The organism is Rhizobium sp. 007, assembly GCF_015353075.1.
Lineage (GTDB): Bacteria > Pseudomonadota > Alphaproteobacteria > Rhizobiales > Rhizobiaceae > Rhizobium.
Genome location: NZ_CP064188.1, coordinates 314,469 through 335,630, shown reverse-complemented (window position 1 = coordinate 335,630; position 21,162 = coordinate 314,469). Strand labels below are relative to the sequence as shown.

Sequence of the window (21,162 nt, the reverse complement as noted above, 5' to 3'; positions counted from 1 at the left end):
CCAGGCGAGCATCTAACCCGTCCGCCGCGACCTTATCCCTCTGAAAGGCAACCTCGCCATGATCAATCCACCGAGCACCCAGCCAGATAGTCCGGAACGAAAGGTCGAGCTCGACCAAACTGTCGACTACGCCGTCCAGATCCTCGTGGAGGAGGCCCACCTCGTCGGTTGGACCCGCGTCGAGTTCCTGACCGCAATCCTCGACGCCGCGAACGCCCGGTTGTCGGCGATCGAAGAGGAACGCGAACTTGAAGCAGGCGGCAATTGAAGATCGCGACCTACACGTGAACGGGGTGAACGGTCGTCTCGAGGTTCTTCTTGGATGGCTCGCTGAGGCGTCGCCCGACGTCGTATGTTTGCAAGAATTGAAAGCGCCTCAAGAGAAGTTTCCGATGAAAGCGATCGAAGAGGCGGGATACGGCGCGGTCTGGCAGGGTCAGAAATCTTGGAACGGCGTGGCCCTGCTTGCCAAGGATCAGGAGCCCACACCTGAGGCGGAAAGGACTTTTCGGGCGATCCGGACGACCTTCACAGCCGATACATCGAGGCGATCGTCAAAGGAATCGTCATCGGCGGCCTGAAGCTACGTTGGTTTGAGCGGCTCCATGACTACGCTGCCGAGTTGCTGGCGCTTGAGGTGCCCGTTGTGCTTGCCGGCGATTATAACGTCATGTCCACGGAGTTCGACGTCTACAAGCCCGCGCGCTGGGTGAAGGACACATTGTTCCGCGTCGAGGTCCGTGATGCCTTCAAGAACCTCGTCGCCCAAGGTTGGACGGATGCACTTCGCAAACTGCACCCGGACGAGCGTATTTGCCTGTCGGCCCGAGGCGTTTGGCCCGCGCAGGACGAGAGGAGTTAAAAGAGAGCAGCGATTTTGATCATGATGTCGGATCGGGGGCGGCTGGTGCGTCATCGTATCATCAGGTCGGGCTCTCGATCTGAAGGACAACGACCAGGAGAACGACGCGATGTCTAAGAACACCATTTGTCTATGGTACAACAAGGACGCTGAGGAAGCCGCCCGCTTCTATGCCGACACCTTCCCAGACAGCAAGATCGGAGCCATCATCCGCGCGCCCGGCAAATACCCCGACGGAGAAGAGGCAGACGTGTTGGTCGTCGAGTTCACGGTGGCGGGTGTCGCGTGCATCGGATTGAACGGCGGCCCCACATTCAAGCACAGCGAAGCCTTCTCATTCCAGATCAGCACCGAGGATCAGGAAGAAACAGATCGCTATTGGAACGCCATCGTCGGCAATGGCGGTCAGGAAAGCGAATGCGGCTGGTGCAAGGATAAGTGGGGAGTATCCTGGCAGATCACACCTCGCATTCTAATGGACGCGCTTGTAGCAGGTGGCGAACAAGCAAAGCGCGCATTCGACGCGATGATGACGATGAGGAAAATCGACGTAGCTATGATCGATGCGGCACGAAAAGGGGATGACGCGCTATGACCACCGAGAAGATCAAAGGACCTGCTTCCTATTTTCCATCAATCGAGAAGAAATACGGCCGTCCTATCGATGACTGGCAAGAGCTCGTGCGAAAGCACTATCCTGCGAAGCACATGGAACTTGTCGGTATGCTGAAGAGCGAACACGGAATGGGCCACGGTCATGCAAATGCGGTCGTGGCGCACACTCTCGCGGAAGACAAGCAGCCAGCCTCTTAAACGGAGTGTGGTGTGAGGCGAAACGTCTTGTCTGCTTCCGGCCCTAAGCGGACGACATGTCGTTGACGCGACGTGAAACCTGACATCCAAATCCGCAGAGGTGTTGTCAGGTTTCTACGGGCGCGACAGCGATGGTCAGTCGGTACTCAGCGCCTTCATGACCATATGGCTATCGACATATTGGACCATGCTGGCAATCTTGCCGTCCTTCCGGTAGCCTTGTATGTGCCGGAATAGACGCCGAAGGCGGCAACACGGTCATCATCCCCGATATAGGTGTGAACGTCAGCGCGATAACCGATCCATTCGGTGCCGAGCCGGTGAAACACGCCGGCGACGATCGCGTCGGGTCCCACATAGGTACCAGCATAGGGGAAGCCATCGGCTTCCGTCCACGTCGCGTCGGGTGCAAGGGCCGCAAGCAAGTTGCGGCCGTTGTCTTCCGACGACCCCTCGTAAGTGGCCCGGATGATTACGAGATTAGCGCCCATGGCGATCAGCCCCACTTCATTTCGCCGGTCGCGACCTTGGAGCCGATATCGAGCGCAACGCCCATGCCGAGGCCCGGGAAACGGCTTTCCATGGCGGCCTTCAACGTTGCAGAGTCCTTGGCCTTGACCAGTTCCTCCTCGAAGGCCTTCAGGTAGGCGATAGTATGTTCCACACCCGAGAGGTCGGTCTTGGCGTCGGGCATCATGTGTCCGGCCACGACGACAGCTGGCTTGCGCGCGGCGAGCTTTTCGAGATTGGCAACCCAGGCGGCGCGCAGTTCCGCGCTGTTGGTATCTGCCGTCCAGACGTGGACGCCGTTGAAGATCATCACGCCGCCGAACACGGCATTCAGCGATGGAACGAAGAGGTAGCGACGATTGGCCATGCCTTCCGCATCGACAATCTCGATGGTCTCGCCATCAACAGTCAGCGTCTTTCCGTCAAAGGCTTCCGGCATGACGATGTCAGCCAGGGTCTGGGGACCGTTTTCCTTGAGCTGCGGCCCCCAGACGGCCAGCTTCTTTTCGACACTCGCCTTGATCGCATCGACAGTCGCCGAGGCGGCGACCACCTTGGCATCGGGGAAAGCTACCCTGATCGGGCCGAGGCTGAAGTAATAGTCCGGATCGGACTGGCTGATGTAAATCGTGGTCAGCTTTTTGCCCGTGGCCTTGATGGCGTCGGTGAGCGCCTTTCCATCGGGCAGCGTGAAGCCGCCATCGATCAGTACAGCTTCGTTCGCGCCGGAAACCAGAACGGGGGCGCGGAAGAAGCCATTCTGCCCTGCAGGGAAATGCTTCCAAGTCAGGCTTCCTGCTGCGTGGCCGAGGCCTGCGGGTGCAAGTACGGCAGTCGCGCCAGCGGCGAGAGTGGTTCTCATGATGGTTCTCCTGGTGAACATGGTCCTGGTATCCTGACTTGATTTATTCATGCGTCTTAACAACATCGATTGGCGGCCGGGCTACCTAGAGCGCCTTCGCCCCGGCGTTGGCGATCGCGCCATCATCAGTGGGCATGCCGCCACTGACGCCGATCGCACCAACCACCTGGCCATCGACAACGAGAGGCACTCCGCCTTCGACCGGAAAAGCTCCCGGCACGGCAAGCAGATTGCTCTGGTTGTTATGAAGGATCATATCCCCGATCGCCTTGGTCGGGGTCTTGATGCCGTTGGCGGCTTTCGCCTTGCCAAGTGCTGCGTCGATCGTGCCGATGCCGGCATCGTTGGAGCGTTCGAGATAGACGAGGTTGCTGCCGGAATCGACTATGGCAATCGTCATCTCAAAGCCCTTCCTGCGCATTTCCGCGAGGGCGGCCGCTGCGACCTGCTTGACTCGGTCGATGCTGATCGGCGCTCCGTAGGGTGGCACATTCTGGGCGAAACCGGGCGTCGCCGATACTACGCCGAGCATGAAGACGGCCAGTGCTGTATGGATCGTACGCTGGATCATCATCGAGGTTATCCTTTCATCGGATGGCTGTTGCGAGCGAGACCCGCGGATGACACGCCTGTGTTGGACAGCCTGGCGACGAGATCGCTGTCATTGAACAGGTCCTGCGCCTTGAGCAAAGTCCGGTGCGCGCCGTCGTCCACGATCAATCCCGGTACGCCGTTGACTGGGAACTCCCGCATCAGGGCGCGCGCTGAAGCCATGCGTTCTCGGTTGGCGGCCAGCAGATCGGAATCGGGAGAAGCGAGGCGGGAGGCTGCCGCACCAAGTCCGACACTGGCGAGCACGTTCTGCAGTTCGGACATGTCCGTGACATCGCGGCCTGAAACATAGCGCGCCTCCTGGATGGACCGGAGCGCATCGACTTCGTGCTCAGCCGCCGTCAGGGCAACGGCAGTCAGTGCCAGCGTGGCTGGGCCAGAATCCAGCATGCCGCCTTTTGCCAGAACCTGGCTCCGGTAGGCATCGGTAAACCGCTGCCCCGTGAGGCTTCCAATACGCTGGTCATTTGACCAGGCGAAGGCGGCGAACTGCTCGTCCATCGACCTAGCGCCGGAATCGGAAAACAGACCGGTCGGGGCGAGCGTGATTGTCAGATTAGGTGCCGCGGCGAGCTGCGCGAGCAGCGGAGATGCGCCATAGCACCAGCCGCAAAGTGGATCGAAGAGATAGGTGATGTGGGTCTTGCCAATCATGTCGGCTCCTTCATGGAGCTATTGGTGACATGAGCCAATTAGAACGAGAAGATCGAGAAAAATGACAGAATGTATGCTAGAGGCTGACAATAAAATCGGAGGATACTATGCAGGAAGCGACCAATCTCAATCGGCTGGCCTATTTCGTGGCCGTCGTTGACGCGGGATCGTTCACGAGAGCTGCAGAATACCTGGGCATCACCAAGGCGGTTGTCAGCCAGCAGGTCGCGAAGCTTGAACAGGAGGTCGGCACCACCTTGCTGATGCGCACCACGCGGCGCGTGCAGGCGACCGAAGCCGGGCTGTTGTTTCACGCCCGATGCGTCTCAATCTTGCGCGAGGCGGAGGACGCCCTGGGAGAGTTGGCTCAGGGCAGGACGGAACCCAAAGGCCTTCTGAGGATCACCGCCCCCTACGACTACGGCACCTCGGTTGTCGTGCCCTTGGTCACCGCCTTCAGCCGGCGCTATAACGATTGCAAGGTGGAACTGAACCTCAGCGATACGATGGTTGATCTGGTTGCCGAGAACATAGACCTTGCCATTCGCGTTGGCTGGCTGGCCGATTCCAGTATGCAGGCACGACGGATTGGCTCGTTCCGCCAACTCCTGGTGGGATCGCAAGCCTTCGCCGGGAAGATAGCGGCACTGAGCGAGCCGATTGACTGCACGCCTCTGCCCTTCGTGGCTAACAACGCTTTGAGAGAGCCGCTTGTATGGACATTTACAGGCAGTGATGGAGCCGTCAGGAGCGTCCGCTTTAAGGCCGACATTGCGATCAATACCACGCCAGCAGTCATGGAGGCGCTCCGCCAAGGCGCAGGTCTATCGGTCCTGCCCGATTTTCTCGCGGCCTCGGGCCTGTTGGCCGGAGACCTCATTCCTGTCCTGCCTGAATGGCAGCTCCCATCCGGCGGCGTCTACACAGTCTATCCAGCGGCGCGATTTCGGCCGCCCAAAGTTTCCGTGTTTGTCGACATGCTGATCGCAGCATTGAAGGTTTGAACTTCTCGAATGTCGCGTAAACAATCGGAAATTTCACCTCGGATGTTGTAATGAACTCTGCCAAGTCTGCGGAGCGTTGTCTGGGTCTGACCCATTGCGGACCCCAGCCATACTCCGTTTTGATTTGGGTTCTGTTCTTCAACGTGCTCATAATACCGCCTGACCGCACACCTATACGACTTGGAGTAAGACATGGGCGACAAAACCTTACGTCTGCATTTCCCCCAATGGCAGGGTGGGAATATCGAGGCCTATCATTTTGGCTCCCAGTTGCTGGCCATGCTCGCACCTGCTGCAGATGGTCCGGTTGAAACTGTCGAAGTAGCGGAACCCAACGGCTCCGTTCTCCCCTTGGAGAACGGCATCGTTGCCCGCAGAACGCTCCTGCGGCAGATCGATTCCGCAGAACGAATATTGAAGAAGGAAGTACCGGATAAGGTCGTCGTTCTGGGCGGCGACTGTTTGGTAGACCTCGCACCGTTTGCCTATCTCAACGAGCGGTATGGAGGTGATCTTGCCGTCCTATGGGTAGATGCACACCCCGACGTGATTACGCCTGAGCACGCTGCGCATGCGCACGCCATGGTGCTGGGCAATCTGATGGGTGAAGGCGACGCAGAGTTCACAAAGAGGGTTGCTAACCCGATCAACCCGAGAATGTCATGTACGCAGGTCTCTACGACATGTCGCCTGTGGAATGGCAGATCGTTGAAAGGCTTGGCCTTAGAATGGCAACGCCTTCTCAGTTGGCCGATGACAGTGAGGCTGTGCTCGATTGGCTGCGATCAACGGGGGCGAAGCACGTCGCCATCCATTTCGACCTCGACGTCATAGACCCCGCGCAGTTCCGCTCACTTAACTTCACAATGCCCAATATCGCTCCAGATGCCTTTGTTGGGGTGCCACGCGGACGGATGGCCATTCCGCATGTCATACGTCTCCTGAACGATGTCGCATATCAGGCCGAAGTGGTGGGGTTGGGTATCACGGAACATCTGCCGTGGGACGCGCTGATCATTAGAGATATGCTGCGGCAACTTCCGCTGATTGGGAAAGGACGAACTTAGGGGAAGCGTGACAGACGCTCTGGCGTGCCATGGCCGCTTTGGCGCACAGGAGACCTCAGCAAAGGGGCTCAAGTTAGCCCGAAGCAGCCCGCATCCCGGCGATCCGGAAGGATCGGGATCGAAGGCGTTCCACTCCACGTCAGAACTTCTGCGGGAGCGAAGCCAACGGTATTGGATCCTCGCGCACCGGGGACATTCAAAGGGAAACAATGGATGGCCGTTCCGTGCATAAATAAGGTTGCTGCCTGTGCCACGAAAAAGTCGGCTCTCTGCAAGAGCCGTGGACGAAACATTTTCTACAAAGACAATGGAAAAAGAACGACCTGTCTTTCTCGCCATTTGTTGATCCTCTAGCGTTTCCACATTGCAAGTCGACGGAATCGTCCGTCAACGGCGGCTAGGAAGTGCGGCTTGAAAGGAAGAAACATAAAATGGCTTGCTGCTGAAGGGATCCAATCAGCCGCAGGCAGCGCAGCGAGCCTTCCGAAAATAAAACATTCTCAACCCGAAGCAGTCCAATGAGAGAAGCCATATCAGATCAGATCCTCACCGCCGCCGGCGCGCTGTTTTACAGCGAAGGTATTCGGGCCGTTGGGATAGATCGCATTATCGAAGAAGCGAACGTTGCAAAGGCAACGCTGTATCGACACTTCCCGTCCAAAGATCATCTCGTTGCAGCCTATCTTCAGGATCGCCATGATCGTGTAATCGGCTCCTTGCAGGAGGTCTTGGACGCGACGGGCGATCCGAGAGATCAGATCAGAGTTATTTTCGAGCGTCTATATGAAAAGGCCGATAGCCCGGAGTTCCGCGGCTGCGCATTTGCTCTTGCAGTGGCCGAGCACGGCGATTCCGAACGCGTCGTGTCGGTCGCCCGAACACATAAGAAAGCAGTGAGGGACATCTTCCGCGCCGTCATGTCCAAGGCCGAGGTGGGGCTTGATCAGGCTGCTGCTCATCTATCGCTTCTTTATGAAGGAGCGCTTGCAACGGTGGCAGTCGGACGTGATCCAACAGCGGTTCTCGTCGCCCGAGACTGCGCACTCTCCGTATTCGACGCTGCGATCCCCCATGACCGGACATCTTGAGAGTACCATCAAATGACAAAGACCATCGACTACTTCTTCGGCGTCGGCTCGCCCTGGGCCTTCATCGGCCTGGAGCCGTTCGCCGCACTTGCTTCCGAGCAGGATGCCACGATCCGTCCTTACGTCATCCCGCTGATCGAGGATAACGGCGCGATCTACTCTCGCAACCGGCCGGAGGCCCGTCGGGCTTACTGGACGAAGGACCTCAAGCGTTGGGCGGCGGTCCGTGGAAAAGTACTGAACTTTGAAAATCGTGCCGCCCTTTCGGACCCGACGCCGGCAGGCTTCATGATCATCGCGGCCATCGATCGGGGCGACGACTGGCTCAAGCTGACAAAAGCCCTGCAGGAAGCTTTCTGGTCACGCGGGAAAAATATCGGCGACGCAGAAGTCCGCCGCACGATCGCGGATACCGCCGGCTTTGATGGCGCGGCGTTGGATGAGCGTGCCCAGAGCGACGCCGTGCAGTCGATATGGAAGGCCAATTACGAGACCGCTAAGCACGCCGGTGTCTTTGGGCTCCCGACATTCCGCTACGAAGACGAGCTTTACTGGGGACAGGACAGTCTGCCCTTCCTCGAACGTCATCTGAAGGACGAAAAACTGATCGCCTGAACCTGTCGCAGAATCGAGCTGCGCGCCGCGCGAACGCAGCCTGGTTGCGAATCTCCAGACCGTACTTACGGGGTTTCTCATGCCTCTTTCCCTGCCGGGTTCCCTCGTCTCCACCGAATGGCTGGCGGCGCATTTCGATCATCCTGGCCTCGTCATTCTTGACGGCTCTTTCAAGCTTCCCGGTGTAACACCCATTGCCGCCGACGATTTTGCTGCCCGGCACATTCCCCAAGCGCGCTTTTTCGATATCGACGACATCGCCGATCACGACACGGTCCTGCCGCACATGCTTCCGTCTCCCGGGGCCTTCGAAACCTACGCCTCCGATCTCGGCATCTCGAATGACAGCATTGTCGTGGTCTACGATACGCCCGGCCTGATGTCGGCCGGCCGCGTCTGGTGGACATTGCGGACTTTCGGTCATGATAAAATCGCCATTCTTGATGGCGGTTTGCGCAAATGGATAGCGGAAGGACGAGCGGTCACTGGTGAGGCCACGCCTGCGCCAAAGGCTACCTTTCACGCCACCTTCCATCCTGACGCTGTGCGTTCAAAGGCGCAGGTTCTCGACAATCTGGGAAGCCGGGCGGAGCAGGTCATCGATGCGCGCTCAGCCGGTCGGTTCACGGCAGAGGAAAAGGAGGCGCGGCCGGGCCTGCGCTCCGGCCATATTCCCGGCAGCCTCAATCTTCCATTTGACGCGCTGGCCGATCCGCAATCCGGCAAACTCCTCCAGGTGGCGGACCTCCGCAAGGCATTCGAGACTGCCGGCCTCGATTTCTCAAAACCCGTCATCGCGAGCTGCGGCTCGGGCGTGACCGCCGCCGCACTTGCTTTTGGACTGCATCTGACCGGCAAGGACGACGTCGCCGTCTATGACGGCGCCTGGACCGAATGGGGCCAGCCGGGCGACACACCTGTCGAGACTGGTGCGGGCAAGCGTGATGACCGCAAATGAGCGCGCTGTCTCCCGCTCTTTGTGAAGCGCTTCGCACCCGTTTCGGCGATCGCTTTTCCAAATCGCAGGCCTTGCGCGAACAGCACGGCCACGGTGAATCCCACCACACGCCCGCAATCCCGGATGCGGTGGTGTTTGCGGAAAGCACCGAGGAAGTGGCCGAGACCGTCCGGCTCTGCGCGGCCGAAGGCGCGCCGGTGATCGCGTTTGGCGCCGGCACCTCGCTCGAAGGCCATCTGACGGCGGTGCGCGGCGGCGTCTCCATCGATCTTTCACGCATGACGCAGATCATCCGCGTCAATGCCGAGGACCTCGATTGTACGGTTGAGGCCGGCGTGACCCGCGAACAACTGAACAGCCGCCTGCGCGACATGGGCCTGTTCTTCCCGATCGATCCCGGCGCCAACGCCTCAATCGGCGGCATGGCCGCGACGCGGGCATCGGGGACCAACGCCGTGCGCTACGGCACCATGCGCGAAAACGTGCTGTCGCTGACCGTCGTTCTGCCCAGCGGCCAGATCATCCACACCGGTGGGCGCGCGCGCAAGTCATCTGCCGGCTACGATCTGACCCGGCTCTTCGTCGGCTCTGAAGGTACGCTTGGGATCATCACCGAGGTGACGATCAGGCTCTACGGCATCCCGGAGACGATTTCCGCAGCACTCTGCTCGTTCGAAAGCGTCGAGCAGGCGGTCAATGCCGCGATTGCGGTCGTACAGCTCGGCATTCCGGTTGCCCGCATGGAGTTGATGGACCGCGGCCTGATTATGGCCGTCAACGCCTATTCCAATCTATCGCTGAAGATCGAGGATACGCTCGCCTTCGAATTCCACGGCTCTCCCGCCGGCGTGCAGGAGCAGGTCGAGATGGTGGCGGCGATTGTCGCGGACAATGGCGGTAAGGATTTCGAATGGGCAAACGCACTAGAAGAGCGCAACCGGCTGTGGAAGGCGCGTCATAACGCCTTTTACGCGGTCGTCTCCCAGCGGCAAAACGCCAAAGGCTGGTCATCCGACGTTTGTGTACCTGTCTCACAGCTCAGCAGCTGCATCCTAAAGACGCGTGGGCTTTTGCGCGACTGCAGTGTCCCCGCCGCCATTCTTGGCCATGTCGGCGATGGCAACTACCACGTCGTCTTCGCCGTCGATCCAGAAAACCGGGCCGAACTCGAAGAGGTCGCGGCCATCAACAAAAAGATGGTGCAATATGCGATTTCGGTTGGCGGTACCTCTACCGGCGAACACGGTGTTGGCACTGGCAAGATCGCCTATCTGCGCGAAGAACATGGCGACGCCGTCGACCTCATGGCCGTCATCAAGCATGCCATCGATCCGACAGGCATCATGAACCCGGGCAAAGTCTTGCCCGATTAGCTTCAGTGCCTGTTGAAACGCCTTGATAGATTGGAGCTTGCAAATGAGTTCGTTTCAGACCCATAGCTCCCACTGGGGCGCCTTTTCGGGCCGCTACGAAGATGGAAAGCTCGAAATCCGTCCCCATCCAGCCGACCCGCATCCGTCGCCCCTTTTGGGCAACTTGCCGGCGATTGCCCATAGCCCAGCGCGCATCAGGCGCCCGGCAGTCAGGCGCGGCTGGCTCGACGGCACCCCCGGCAACGCGCTCAATCGTGGGGCGGATGACTATGTGGAAGTCGGCTGGCCGCAGGCTGTGGACCTCGTTGCGAACGAATTGCGGCGGGTTTACCGAGACTTCGGCCCCAAGGCCGTGTTCGGGGGATCCTACGGCTGGTCGAGTGCCGGACGCTTCCATCATGCGCAAAGCCAGATCCACCGCTTTTTGAATGTGCTGGGCGGATACGTGCGATCCGTCAACACCTACAGCTCCGGTGCTGCAATGGTCATCATACCGCATGTATTGGGACCATACGACCATTTCGACCGCAAGAGCGTCACCTGGGAGGCCATCGAACGGAGCAGCGAACTGGTCGTCGCCTTCGGCGGAATGGCGATCAAGAACACCGACGTGCATGGCGGCGGCATCAGCGCGCATATCGTGCGCCAGTCGCTGAACGGCGCGAACGCGCGAGGTGCGCGCTTTGTCCTCGTTAGTCCGCTGAAAGATGATTTCCCCGCCGAGCTGAACGCGCAGTGGCTGCCGATCGTGCCGGGCACCGATGTTGCGCTGATGCTCGGCCTTGCCCATGCGCTCGTCACTGAGGGATTGCACGACCGCGAATTTCTCGACCGCTATACGGTCGGTTACGAACGTTTCGAAGACTACCTGCTTGGCCGGAGCGATGGCGTCGAAAAGAGCCCGGAATGGGCTTCCGGCATCTGCGGCATCGGCGTCGACGCCATCAGGAATCTAGCGCGGACCATGGCTAGCGCCCGGACATTGATCACCGTCAGCCATTCCCTCCAGCGAGCCGACCATGGCGAGCAGCCCGTCTGGATGGGCATCGTGCTCGCTGCAATGCTCGGGCAGATGGGACTGGATGGCGGCGGCTATGCCTATTCACTCGGCGCGCTGGGGAATATCGGCAAGGGCCAGCTCGCAGTCCCGCTGCCCACGCTCAGTCAATTCAAAAATCCTGTGCCGGATTTCATTCCCGTCGCGCGGATCGCCGACATGCTCCTCAATTCAGGCGACGAGTTCCACTATAACGGCCAGGCGATGCGTTATCCCAATATCCGCCTCGTCTATTGGGCAGGAGGCAACCCGTTTCATCACCACCAGGATCTCAACAGACTGCGGGCGGCGTTCAAGAGGCCGGAGACCATCATCGTGCACGAGACGGCCTGGACGTCTTCGGCGCGTCACGCGGATATCGTGCTGCCTGCGACCACCACGCTCGAGCGTGACGATATCGGCGCGGCGGACCGCGATCCGTTGATGATCGCGATGAAGAAGCTGATCGACCCGATCGGCGAAGCGCGGGACGATTATGAGATCTTCTCCAAGATAGCACGCCGTCTCGGTAAGTTCGAAGAGTTCACGGAAAACCGGACCAGCAAGGAATGGCTCGCGCTTCTTTTCGAGACCACGCAAAAGGCGCTTGCAGCCGCCGGGCACGAGGCTCCCGATTTCGAGGCGTTCTGGAAACGCGGAGAGATACGCCTGCCGCTGAAGCCCGACGACGGTGGACCAGCGCGCGCCTTTCGAGATGATCCGTCCGGATCTCCGCTGCAGACGCCATCCGGAAAGATCGAGATCTTTTCGCAAACAATCGAAAGCTTCGGCTACGACGACTGCCGAGGGCATCCGCGATGGTATCCTCCTGGGGCGAAGGCGGAGACTGACGAGAGCCGCTACCCGCTGCATCTGGTCTGCAACCAGCCACATTCGCGGCTGCATAGCCAGCTGGACTATGGTGATTTCAGTCGCTCCACCAAGATCAAGGGCCGCGAGCCAGTTCGCATCAACCCAGCCGATGCGGCCGCGCGCGGCATTTCGGATGGCGATATCGTGCGGTTGTTCAACACCCGTGGCAGCTGCCTCGCCGCAGCGGTGATAAGCAAGGACGTGCGTAAGGGGGTCATGCAGCTGGCGACAGGCGCGTGGTTCGAGCCCGATAATCGTTGCGCGGAGAAAGCCATGTGCATTCATGGCAATGCGAACATTCTCACTCGTGATGTCGGCACCTCCCAACTGGCCCAGGGCTCGACCGGACAGCTCACCAGAGTGGAGGTGGAACGTTTTGTCGGCGAGCCGCCTCGTGTGCGGATATTCGAGGCGATGAAATTTATGGACGGCGCTGCCGGGCCGAGCAGGGTCGCTGATCGATCGTGAATCTTGGTGGCACCTGCCCCCGCAACCACCACCTGTGGAAGCCATTGCCTACGAGCGTCACCGAATAAGAAAGCCCCGAAAATCCTTGGTCCGAAATCGCCGCGGCGTTGAAAACACGCCGCCACGCCGCCCCGCGAGACGCTCGAAAAAGCTGATCCTTACCAGGGCCAGAAACTGAACAAAAAAATCTATAAATTCTATAGAAAAAGAACAACTAGTCTTTCTCGGTTGATGCGTGTTGCCTAGGCTGTCCCTCATGATTTTTGTCAAAGCTACTCAGAAACGCAGCATATGCTGAGAGGTAAACAACGCCAGCAAACGCATGCCGTGACGCAAATAATGATCAGGGAGTGAGCCTTGGCCGCAGCGCCGCGACAACCATCAGGCCTCTTAACCCAGTCATAGGCACCTCGCTGTCAGGGCGAGCGCTTAGCCGATTAATGGTCTGGCGGCGGCTGATATCGCGCGCCTGCCGTCGCGATATCAGGATCAAAACACATTTGCGGAACGGTAACAGCCCGCGCCACGACCGTATCAGACTCAACCCGAACCATCAGGATTTCCTCATGATCGAACGTTCTACGTTGCTCTCTCTTTCCCGACGCCGTCTGCTGATAACAACGTCCGCGGCAGCGACTGCTATTTTGGTGGCAACGGCAGGGTTCACTCCGGCTCTGAGCGCTGACAGCCCGCGCAATGGCGGCGACGTCACATTCCTCATTGATTCGCTGGGCGATACCTGGATCCCGAACAATAGCGCAATCTCCAGCTTCCAGGGCCACATCTGGGGCCACGTGGCCGACAAGCTCCTCTATGTCGACGCTGACGGCAAGGTCAGCCCCTGGCTTGCCGAGCGCTGGGAGCAGAACGACAACGCCACCGAGTTCACCTTGCACCTTAAGGACGGCGTGACCTTTTCCGACGGCACCCCGCTCGATGCGGCGGCCGTCGTCGCCAATCTCGACATCTGGTACGCCGGCCGCAAGAGCGAGGGCATCAATCCGATTGGCCTCTTCCCGAAAACCTACGATCATGCCGAAGCGGTTGACGCGACCACAGTAAAGGTCTTCTTCAAGAAGCCGACGCTCGGCTTCATTCCAACGCTCGGCTACCACGGCTCGATCCTGATCTCGCCGAAGACCATCGCGCAGCCCGCAGCCCGGCAGGCCGACTTGAGCAAGACTTCCGGCAGCGGCCCGTACGTGGTCGATTCCTGGAAGGAGGGTGACTTCGTCAAGCTGGTCAAGCGCAAGGATTACAATTGGGGTCCTCCTGCAGTTGGCCACACCGGCCCGGCCTTTCTCGACTCTATCACCTATAAGCTAGTGTCCGAGCCGTCGCTCAGGGTCGCCTCGGTTCAGTCCGGCCAAGCAGACGTCGCCTACAACGCCTCCCCCCAGGAGCTGAAGTCCCTCAAGGAGGAGGGCTTCACCATCGCCACCCCGCGCTATCTCGGCTTCGTCAATGGCTGGGCGGTCAACACTAAGCTGACACCATATGACGACGTCAAGGTCCGCCAAGCGCTGCAGGCCGGGATCAACCGCCAGGAAATCATCGACACCGTTTACACCCCCGACTGGAAACTCGCGACGTCCTTCATCCAGAGCAATGTGCCCGGAGTGACCGACCACAGCGACCTGCTAGCGTTTAATCCCGATAGGGCCGAAAAGCTCCTCGACGAGGCGGGCTGGACGAAGGGTGCGGACGGCGTCCGCACGAAGGACGGCAAGCCGCTATCGCTGACAATCCACTCCAATCCTTACCTTGCGACCTCGAAGTCGGTGGACGAGCTCATTGCTCAGCAGCTCGGCAAGATCGGTTGGAAAGTTGTTATACGAGCTTACGACGTCGTGACGTTCGGAGAGAAGGTCAAGTTCGGAGGCGCGGCTGTTCCAACCTATGAGGTGACGCGCAGCTTCATCGATGCTGGCACCGTTGCGAGCATCCTGACAAACGCAAACAACGGCGAGAACTGGTTCGCCCTCGGGGAAAGCGATAACAAGCTCAACGAACTGCGCGACAAGATCGCCGGCGCTGGCTCTGCCGAAATTCGAAAGCCGCTTCTCGACGAGCTGCAGAAATACGTCCTCGAGCAGGGCTATTTCATCCCGCGCACACAGATCGTCCAGCGCATCTATGTGCAATCGCCGACGCTCAAGGGCGAGACATATAACGGCGTCGCCTACGCCAGTTACTACACGGCCACCAAGAGCGATTGACGCGCAACGTGAGGAGGTAACCGGCATGAGCAATGCCTACCTAACCTACGCCGCAAAGCGGCTCGGCCAGGCTGTCGTCGTTATACTGCTGGCCTATGTCTTCACCTTCGTGGTCGTCAGCATTCTGCCAGGCGACCCGATCACAAGCGTCCTTCGCAACCCCCAGAACGGGTTCACGGAGGAAGAGATTGCCGAAATCATCGCGGCTCAGGGCTTGGACAGACCAGTCCTGGTGCAACTGTGGACGTCCCTTTGCGGCTTTCTGACTGGCGACCTAGGCATGTCGATGCGGTCCAATCGGCCCGTGGCAACGTTGATTGCCGAGGTGCTTCCCTCAACGCTGATTCTCGCAACGACAGGTCTCGCGGTCGCATTGCTGCTGGCAATGGCGGTTTCGTATGGGACTCGGTTCGTTCCAAAACGGTTGGGACAGGGCTTGCTGCGGGGCTTCCCGTCGTTGTTCCTGTCGGTACCCAATTTCGTGATCGGCCTGGTCCTGATTCACGTCTTCGGCTTCCAGATCGGGCTCTTCCGCGTCATCGAACCCAATAGCTTTTGGGCGACCCTGTTTGCGGCAATCGCGCTCGGAATTCCTGTTTCAGCGCAGATCGCCGAGGTGCTCATTGCAAACCTTGATCACGAGGCAGAGCAGGAATACGCCGCGGTCGCGCGTGGTCGCGGTATCGGGCAAATGCGTCTTTTTGCAAAACACTTGCTCAAGCCGGCCTCGCTGCCGGTTGTCACCGTCATCGCACTCACCATCGGCGAACTGCTCGGCGGCTCGCTGATCACCGAGACCGTCTTCGGACGCACCGGTGTTGGCAGTCTGGTGCAGCGTTCGGTGAGCACTCAGGACCTTCCCGTCCTGCAAGCTGTCGTTTCGTTGGGGGCAGTGGACTTCGTGCTCGTCAACCTGATCGCTGACCTGGTCTACCCGTTGCTCGACCCGCGTGTGAAGCTCATCGGCGGCTCCAAGTACCGACCGGCTACCGCCGACGACTCCATTGATCTCAGCAAGGCGGTGACTTGATGACCCTCGCCTCCACTTCCTCCCCCTCGACCGTGAAGGCCTCCCAGTGGGTCACGGCCCTTCGGGTGCCGCCGACCGTCGCGCTCGCCTTCGCGGTTATCGCGCTGGTGATCGCCTGGTCGCTCCTCCCCGGACTGTTCGCGAGCCATAGCCCCGTCGTCGGGGTGCCGGCCGACAAATTGCTTGGCCCCGGCATCGGGCACTGGTTCGGTACCGATCACCTCGGACGAGACGTCTATACCCGCGTCGTATATGGTACGGCCTCTTCTGTGTCGAGCGCGCTCATCGCCGTTGTGATAGGCGTCGTCGCTGGCGGTCTCATCGGCCTTCTGGCCGGCTTTCTCGGAGGTTGGGTGGACATCGTATTCGCCCGTCTGGTCGACGTACTGCTGGCCATCCCAAAATTCCTGCTTGCGGTCATCGTTGTTACTGCGATCGGTTTCGAGACCATAAACGCCGCAATCGCCACCGGCGTCTCAGCGGTGGCGATCTTCGCCCGGGTCATGCGCTCGGAAGTCATCAAGACGAGGCAGGCGACATTCGTTGAGGCGTCGTTCCTGATGGGCGGCTCGCGCCGATACATTCTTTTGCGCCACGTGCTGCCGAACGCCTCACGTTCGGTACTGCCGCTTGCAGTGTTGCAGTTCGGCGAGTCGATCCTGGTGATCGCCAGTCTTGCCTTCCTTGGCTATGGCGACCCGCCGCCCGCCTCCGACTGGGGTCTGCTGATCTCCATCGGCAAGGACTACCTCAAATGGCCGTGGCTCGTGTACGCGCCGGCCCTTGTCACAATCGCGACCGTCCTCTCTGTGAACAGGATCAGCCGATGGCTCCGCAAGACAGACTGACCGCCAATTTCTTAAGCGTTGAAAACGACGCGTCCAAGCCGCAGCGATTAGGTCCGCTGCTTCGAACCGAGGGACTTTCGGTATCTTACGGGCCACACCAAGTCGTTAGCAACGTCAGCTTCGAGCTAGGGCGCGGCAAGAGCCTCGCGCTCATAGGCGAGTCGGGTTCGGGCAAATCGACCATCGCACGCGCGGTGCTGCGGCTGCTCCCGAGTGAAGGGCGCGCGACCGGGCGCGTTGAATTCGATGGTCAGGACGTGCTCGCGCTTTCCGAGCGTCATTTCCGGCCACTACGGGGACGGGCGATCGGTTTCGTTCCGCAGGATCCCGGCACCTCGCTCAATCCGGTCAGGACGATCGGTGCGCAAGCGATGGAGGAGGCCGCCCTTATCGACGAGCCTAATGCGGCCATCCGCAAGGCGCTCATCCTGGAAACATTCGCCCAGGTCGGGCTCGACAACCCCCAACGGGTCTACGAGTCTTACCCCCACCAGTTGTCAGGGGGCATGCTGCAGCGCGTACTGATCGGCCTTGCGGTCCTGCCGCGGCCCGCGCTCCTGGTCGCAGACGAGCCGACGTCCGCGCTCGACGTCACGATCCAGAAGCGGATCCTCGACTTGGTTTCGCGTCTCCAGCACGAGCTTGATATCAGCCTGCTTCTCATTACCCATGACCTTGCGATCGCCGCCGAGCGAGCGAACTCGCTCGTGGTACTCAAAGAGGGCGCCGTCCAGGAAGCCGGCAAAACCGCTTCCGTCTTCTCATCGCCCACTTCGGCATACGCAAAGAAGTTGCACGCCGATGTTCCAGCCCTCAACCCCAATCGCTACGCCACATTGCGCGATCCCGGCTTTCGTCTCCTTGATGCCGCCGGCAAGGCACCGAAGATCGAGGTCAGCGCCGTCACGAAGGCATTCAAAGTCGATGGCAAAGTATTGACAGCCGTCAACGACGTGTCGTTCAGCGTCCCGGCCGGCACGACCCATGCGCTGGTGGGCGAGTCCGGCTCGGGCAAGACGACGACGATCCGGCTGCTCGTCGGACTCGAGGTGCCCGACACCGGCGACATCTCGGTCGCCGGCGAGCAGCTCACCGGTCGCTCGCACGGATCGCTGCGCATGGCTTGGCGCCATCTCCAGCTTGTCTATCAGAACCCGTTTACCTCGCTCGACCCGACCTGGAAGGTCGAGCAACTGGTGCGCGAGCCGCTCGACCGGTTCAAGATCGGAACGCCCAGGGAGCGGGTCGAACAGGCCAGAGAGGCGCTAGCCAATGTGGGGCTCGGCGAGCAGCTCCTTTCCCGTAAGCCGTCAGCCCTCTCAGGCGGCCAGCGCCAGCGCGTGGCGATTGCACGCTCCTTGGTGCTGCGGCCGGACGTGATCGTACTCGACGAGCCGACCTCCGCGCTCGATGTCAGCGTCCAGGCCGATATCGTAGAGGTATTGCTATCGCTGCAGGCCAAGCTTGGCCTGACCTATGTGTTCGTGTCCCATGATCTGGCTCTCGTTCGCCAACTTGCGCACACCGTCTCTGTGATGCAGCGGGGTCGCATCGTCGAACGCGGAACAGTCAGTGACATCTTCGACAACCCGCAACACCCCTATACCGCGTCGTTGCTGGAATCGATCCCGTCCGGCATTGCCGGTGTTGCCCGCGTGCCACGCCTGCAACCCCGGCGGATCATCGGCAGGGAAAAGATCGCATGACCATCGCTGCGCCTGTCAGTACCCTGCCCGCATCGTTCCGCCCAAAGCGGTGGCTCGGCTTCAATACCAGGGTGTCGTTCAACGACGAAGCCGGACCGGCGCAGGGCCTGCGCGAGGGGATCGAGTTGTTCAAGGAAGCTGAGCGGCTGGGCTACAGTCAGGCTGGGCCTATCAGCGACACTTCGACCACTACCTGTCCTCTCCGCTTCCGTTCTTCGCCGCCGCCGGTCAGCACACCAAGCGCATCAAGCTGGGATCGGCGGTCATCCCAATGCGCTACCAGGACCCTATCCTGCTCGCCGAGGCGGCCGGCACGACCGACTTGCTCATCGATGGCCGGCTCGAACTTGCCATATCGACCGGTGCCAACGCGGCGTTCGACGCAGTCTTCGGTGCCGTCGACACCGACGCCCGGACGGAGGCCAAACGCCGCCAGGCGCGCTTCCTCGCAGCGATTGGCGGCGAAGTCCTCCACACTGTCGCCGGAGCGGGCCAGGGTGTCCCGGAGGGCACCGAGCTGCGCGTGACACCGCACAGCCCGACCCTGCGTTCCAGGATTCGCCAGGGCTCGGCTAGCTTGGGCAGCGCGGTGCAGGCGGCCGAGCTTGGGATCGGACTCATCTGCGGAACCGTGCAACACGACCAGGCCGAGGGCGAGACCTTCGGACAGTATCAGGCTCGCATTATCGAGGCGTTTCGTGCCACCTGGCGCAAGACGTGGGCAACCGAACCGCCGCCGGTCGCCGTCGCCGCCTCCATCCTGGTTGGGACCACCGCTGAGCTCCGAGAGAAGTATGCGGCCTATGACCTTGAGCGTCGCACCAAGGGAATTGCCGCGTCGCGTCCCAAAGGTGCCCTCGAGCCCGCCCGCCAACCCCCCGGGGTTCAGATTTCGCCTGTCTTTCAAGGCACGCCCGATCGAGTGATTGAGGCAGTGTTCAATGATCCGGGCCTCGCAGCCGCGGACGAGGTGGTGCTCTTCCTGCCTCCTGCCTTCAGCCTCGCCGAGAACGTCCGCTTGCTGACCGATCTGGCCGAGACAGTCGCTCCAGCACTTGGCTGGTCGCCTGCCTCGTAACCGTTCACAAGCCATACGATTGCATACTAGGTCTGGAAGACGTCCATTAAGTTGCAGGTTGTCGCCGCAACAATGATTACTCTGCGCTGTCCTCGGATGAAAGCGCATGTTGTGCCCAGCGGTCAGCCAATTTTCTTATTTCGTCGGGAGCCGGGGCCTGCTTGAACGGCATGGCGGTGACCGTGAGTCCTACTTCAAAAGCCGCAATAGCGAATATTTTCTACAGAATCTATAGAAAAAGAAAGACCTGTCTTCCTCATGTCGCTGTCGCACCTTACCCTCAGTGCATTGGTCGGCAACCTGAAGGAGCTCACATGGCCGCGGAATTCATTAGTGTAAGCTTTCCTAACGCGTCGAACGACCTGAACCCCATACCTGACGCGCCTGTGGATCCACGTTTCCTGGAGCGCTATGCGCGCGCGCTCGACGACTATGGCTTCAACTATACGCTGATCCCCTACTCCTCCTCGTCTTTCGATCCCTTCACGCTCGGCGCTACGGTCCTGGCACACACGAAGAATATCAAGATCATCGTGGCCTTGCGCCCTAACACCATCTATCCAACGGTCGCAGCCAAATCACTTGCAACACTCGACCAGTTGAGCGGTGGGCGTGTAGTCGTTCACTTCATCGCAGGCGGCAGCGACGAAGAACAGGCTCGTGAAGGCGACTTCCTCAACAAGGAGCAGCGCTACGAGCGTCAGGAAGAATACATCCGGATCCTACGTCAAGCCTGGACGTCCACAGAACCTTTCGACTTCGGTGGGAAATACTACCGGTTTAAGCAATTCCGCAGCGCAGTGCGCCCAACCAATGGACTGATCCCGATTTCGCTCGGCGGTTCGTCGGATGCCGCTTATCGGATCGGTGGTTCACTGTGCGACATTTTCGGGCTCTGGGGGGAGCCGCTTGCAGAAACAAAACAGCAGATCGAACGGATCTACGCGGAAGCGGCAAGGGCAGGTCGGACGGATCGCCCGCGCATCTGGGTCACCTTCCGGCCGATCGTGGCGGAAACCGACGAGTTGGCGTGGCAAAAGGCGCACAGAGTTCTAGACCAGTTGAACGAAAACCGTCAGAAAGGCTTGGCACGTGCGCCACTCAATGCTGGGCGCCCGGCCAATGTCGGTTCACAGCGGCTTCTGGACATTGCGGCACGCGGTGATGTGCATGACCGAGCCTTATGGTATCCGACGGTCACAGCAACCAATGCCAGCGGCGCCACCACCGCGCTTGTGGGCTCGCCGCGCACCATTGCAGATTCCATCCTCGATTACATCGATCTTGGCGCCGATCTGATCTCGATCCGCGGCTATGACAACTACAATGATGCGGTCGATTATGGCCGTTACATCCTGCCGCTTGTGCGTGAAGGCATTCGCGAACGGGAAGATGCGAGGAAAAGGACTGCCGCGTGATGCGTGCCGCCTGGCCTGAACGCCAGACCGCACGTCCCTTTTTGTCAACGCAGCCGGATCTGCTCGTT

At 60.0% G+C, this 21,162-nt stretch carries 17 protein-coding genes and 4 pseudogenes; 17 read left to right on the top strand and 4 right to left on the bottom strand.

What is annotated here, in order from left to right:
• The first annotated feature begins 58 nt into the window (after positions 1-58).
• From ISN39_RS22590 to ISN39_RS22575, 4 genes and pseudogenes are all read left to right on the top strand, one after another.
• Positions 59-268 (top strand): hypothetical protein, encoded by a 210-nt coding sequence (locus tag ISN39_RS22590; protein WP_074066488.1) that lies wholly within the window; start codon positions 59-61, stop codon positions 266-268.
• Positions 264-814, top strand: a pseudogene (locus ISN39_RS37970) (exodeoxyribonuclease III); the annotation flags it as partial. The gene ISN39_RS22590 and the pseudogene ISN39_RS37970, both read left to right, overlap by 5 nt.
• A 157-nt stretch (positions 815-971) precedes the next feature.
• Positions 972-1,457: a VOC family protein gene (locus ISN39_RS22580; RefSeq protein ID WP_194730520.1), complete on the top strand. Its 486-nt coding sequence runs from the start codon at positions 972-974 to the stop codon at positions 1,455-1,457.
• Entirely contained in the window at positions 1,454-1,675 is a 222-nt protein-coding gene (locus tag ISN39_RS22575; protein WP_092587333.1) for a DUF4287 domain-containing protein, read from the top strand. The genes ISN39_RS22580 and ISN39_RS22575 overlap by 4 nt, the downstream gene beginning before the upstream one ends.
• A gap of 135 nt (positions 1,676-1,810) precedes the next feature.
• Here the strand turns inward: ISN39_RS22575 and ISN39_RS22570 are convergent.
• The 4 genes and pseudogenes from ISN39_RS22570 to ISN39_RS22555 all read right to left on the bottom strand — a co-directional run bounded on the left by ISN39_RS22570 (position 1,811) and on the right by ISN39_RS22555 (position 4,313).
• A pseudogene (locus ISN39_RS22570) lies at positions 1,811-2,166 on the bottom strand (nuclear transport factor 2 family protein).
• 5 nt (positions 2,167-2,171) lie between these two features.
• On the bottom strand, positions 2,172-3,068 hold the full coding sequence (locus ISN39_RS22565) for an MBL fold metallo-hydrolase (RefSeq protein WP_194730519.1): 897 nt from the start codon (positions 3,066-3,068) through the stop codon (positions 2,172-2,174).
• A 64-nt stretch (positions 3,069-3,132) separates the two neighbouring features.
• A complete protein-coding gene (locus ISN39_RS22560; protein ID WP_194730518.1) occupies positions 3,133-3,621 on the bottom strand; it encodes a heme-binding protein in 489 nt (162 codons plus the stop codon).
• A 5-nt stretch (positions 3,622-3,626) separates the two neighbouring features.
• Positions 3,627-4,313, bottom strand: a complete 687-nt coding sequence (locus ISN39_RS22555; protein ID WP_194730517.1) for a DsbA family protein — start codon at positions 4,311-4,313, stop codon at positions 3,627-3,629.
• Positions 4,314-4,420: 107 nt separating this feature from the next.
• On the opposite strand from ISN39_RS22555, the gene ISN39_RS22550 reads away from it, so the two are divergent.
• The 13 genes and pseudogenes from ISN39_RS22550 to ISN39_RS22490 all read left to right on the top strand — a co-directional run bounded on the left by ISN39_RS22550 (position 4,421) and on the right by ISN39_RS22490 (position 21,094).
• Positions 4,421-5,317 carry a LysR family transcriptional regulator gene (locus tag ISN39_RS22550; RefSeq protein WP_194730516.1) on the top strand — a complete coding sequence of 299 codons (897 nt, stop codon included), beginning with the start codon at positions 4,421-4,423 and terminating at the stop codon, positions 5,315-5,317.
• 192 nt (positions 5,318-5,509) lie between these two features.
• Positions 5,510-6,384 (top strand): annotated as a pseudogene (locus ISN39_RS22545) (arginase family protein).
• A gap of 518 nt (positions 6,385-6,902) precedes the next feature.
• Positions 6,903-7,472: a TetR/AcrR family transcriptional regulator gene (locus ISN39_RS22540; protein ID WP_194730515.1), complete on the top strand. Its 570-nt coding sequence runs from the start codon at positions 6,903-6,905 to the stop codon at positions 7,470-7,472.
• A 12-nt stretch (positions 7,473-7,484) separates the two neighbouring features.
• Positions 7,485-8,087, top strand: coding sequence for a DsbA family protein (locus tag ISN39_RS22535; RefSeq protein ID WP_194730514.1), 603 nt, complete (start codon positions 7,485-7,487; stop codon positions 8,085-8,087).
• A gap of 79 nt (positions 8,088-8,166) precedes the next feature.
• Positions 8,167-9,045, top strand: a complete 879-nt coding sequence (gene sseA, locus ISN39_RS22530; RefSeq protein ID WP_194730513.1) for a 3-mercaptopyruvate sulfurtransferase — start codon at positions 8,167-8,169, stop codon at positions 9,043-9,045.
• Entirely contained in the window at positions 9,042-10,418 is a 1,377-nt protein-coding gene (locus tag ISN39_RS22525; RefSeq protein ID WP_194730512.1) for an FAD-linked oxidase C-terminal domain-containing protein, read from the top strand. The genes sseA and ISN39_RS22525 overlap by 4 nt, the downstream gene beginning before the upstream one ends.
• A 43-nt stretch (positions 10,419-10,461) precedes the next feature.
• A complete protein-coding gene (locus ISN39_RS22520; protein WP_194730511.1) occupies positions 10,462-12,795 on the top strand; it encodes a molybdopterin guanine dinucleotide-containing S/N-oxide reductase in 2,334 nt (777 codons plus the stop codon).
• A gap of 566 nt (positions 12,796-13,361) precedes the next feature.
• A complete protein-coding gene (locus tag ISN39_RS22515; RefSeq protein WP_194730510.1) occupies positions 13,362-15,014 on the top strand; it encodes an ABC transporter substrate-binding protein in 1,653 nt (550 codons plus the stop codon).
• A gap of 25 nt (positions 15,015-15,039) precedes the next feature.
• Positions 15,040-16,044, top strand: a complete 1,005-nt coding sequence (locus tag ISN39_RS22510) for an ABC transporter permease (RefSeq protein ID WP_194730509.1) — start codon at positions 15,040-15,042, stop codon at positions 16,042-16,044.
• Entirely contained in the window at positions 16,044-16,892 is an 849-nt protein-coding gene (locus ISN39_RS22505) for an ABC transporter permease (RefSeq protein WP_194730508.1), read from the top strand. Before ISN39_RS22510 ends, ISN39_RS22505 begins: the two co-directional genes overlap by 1 nt.
• A complete protein-coding gene (locus tag ISN39_RS22500) occupies positions 16,871-18,598 on the top strand; it encodes an ABC transporter ATP-binding protein (protein WP_194731879.1) in 1,728 nt (575 codons plus the stop codon). The genes ISN39_RS22505 and ISN39_RS22500 overlap by 22 nt, the downstream gene beginning before the upstream one ends.
• Positions 18,595-19,676 (top strand): annotated as a pseudogene (locus tag ISN39_RS22495) (LLM class flavin-dependent oxidoreductase). Before ISN39_RS22500 ends, ISN39_RS22495 begins: the two are co-directional and overlap by 4 nt.
• 314 nt (positions 19,677-19,990) lie before the next feature.
• Positions 19,991-21,094: an LLM class flavin-dependent oxidoreductase gene (locus tag ISN39_RS22490; protein ID WP_194730507.1), complete on the top strand. Its 1,104-nt coding sequence runs from the start codon at positions 19,991-19,993 to the stop codon at positions 21,092-21,094.
• Positions 21,095-21,162 lie beyond the last annotated feature (68 nt).

Excerpts from the sequence above, each read along its gene's own strand:
- ISN39_RS22590 (WP_074066488.1), top strand. The coding sequence starts at position 59 with ATGATCAATCCACCGAGCACCCAGCCAGATAGTCCGGAACGAAAGGTC.
- ISN39_RS22580 (WP_194730520.1), top strand. The coding sequence starts at position 972 with ATGTCTAAGAACACCATTTGTCTATGGTACAACAAGGACGCTGAGGAA.
- ISN39_RS22575 (WP_092587333.1), top strand. The coding sequence starts at position 1,454 with ATGACCACCGAGAAGATCAAAGGACCTGCTTCCTATTTTCCATCAATC.
- ISN39_RS22565 (WP_194730519.1), bottom strand. The coding sequence starts at position 3,068 with ATGTTCACCAGGAGAACCATCATGAGAACCACTCTCGCCGCTGGCGCG.
- ISN39_RS22560 (WP_194730518.1), bottom strand. The coding sequence starts at position 3,621 with ATGATGATCCAGCGTACGATCCATACAGCACTGGCCGTCTTCATGCTC.
- ISN39_RS22555 (WP_194730517.1), bottom strand. The coding sequence starts at position 4,313 with ATGATTGGCAAGACCCACATCACCTATCTCTTCGATCCACTTTGCGGC.
- ISN39_RS22550 (WP_194730516.1), top strand. The coding sequence starts at position 4,421 with ATGCAGGAAGCGACCAATCTCAATCGGCTGGCCTATTTCGTGGCCGTC.
- ISN39_RS22540 (WP_194730515.1), top strand. The coding sequence starts at position 6,903 with ATGAGAGAAGCCATATCAGATCAGATCCTCACCGCCGCCGGCGCGCTG.
- ISN39_RS22535 (WP_194730514.1), top strand. The coding sequence starts at position 7,485 with ATGACAAAGACCATCGACTACTTCTTCGGCGTCGGCTCGCCCTGGGCC.
- sseA (WP_194730513.1), top strand. The coding sequence starts at position 8,167 with ATGCCTCTTTCCCTGCCGGGTTCCCTCGTCTCCACCGAATGGCTGGCG.
- ISN39_RS22525 (WP_194730512.1), top strand. The coding sequence starts at position 9,042 with ATGAGCGCGCTGTCTCCCGCTCTTTGTGAAGCGCTTCGCACCCGTTTC.
- ISN39_RS22520 (WP_194730511.1), top strand. The coding sequence starts at position 10,462 with ATGAGTTCGTTTCAGACCCATAGCTCCCACTGGGGCGCCTTTTCGGGC.
- ISN39_RS22515 (WP_194730510.1), top strand. The coding sequence starts at position 13,362 with ATGATCGAACGTTCTACGTTGCTCTCTCTTTCCCGACGCCGTCTGCTG.
- ISN39_RS22510 (WP_194730509.1), top strand. The coding sequence starts at position 15,040 with ATGAGCAATGCCTACCTAACCTACGCCGCAAAGCGGCTCGGCCAGGCT.
- ISN39_RS22505 (WP_194730508.1), top strand. The coding sequence starts at position 16,044 with ATGACCCTCGCCTCCACTTCCTCCCCCTCGACCGTGAAGGCCTCCCAG.
- ISN39_RS22500 (WP_194731879.1), top strand. The coding sequence starts at position 16,871 with ATGGCTCCGCAAGACAGACTGACCGCCAATTTCTTAAGCGTTGAAAAC.
- ISN39_RS22490 (WP_194730507.1), top strand. The coding sequence starts at position 19,991 with ATGGCCGCGGAATTCATTAGTGTAAGCTTTCCTAACGCGTCGAACGAC.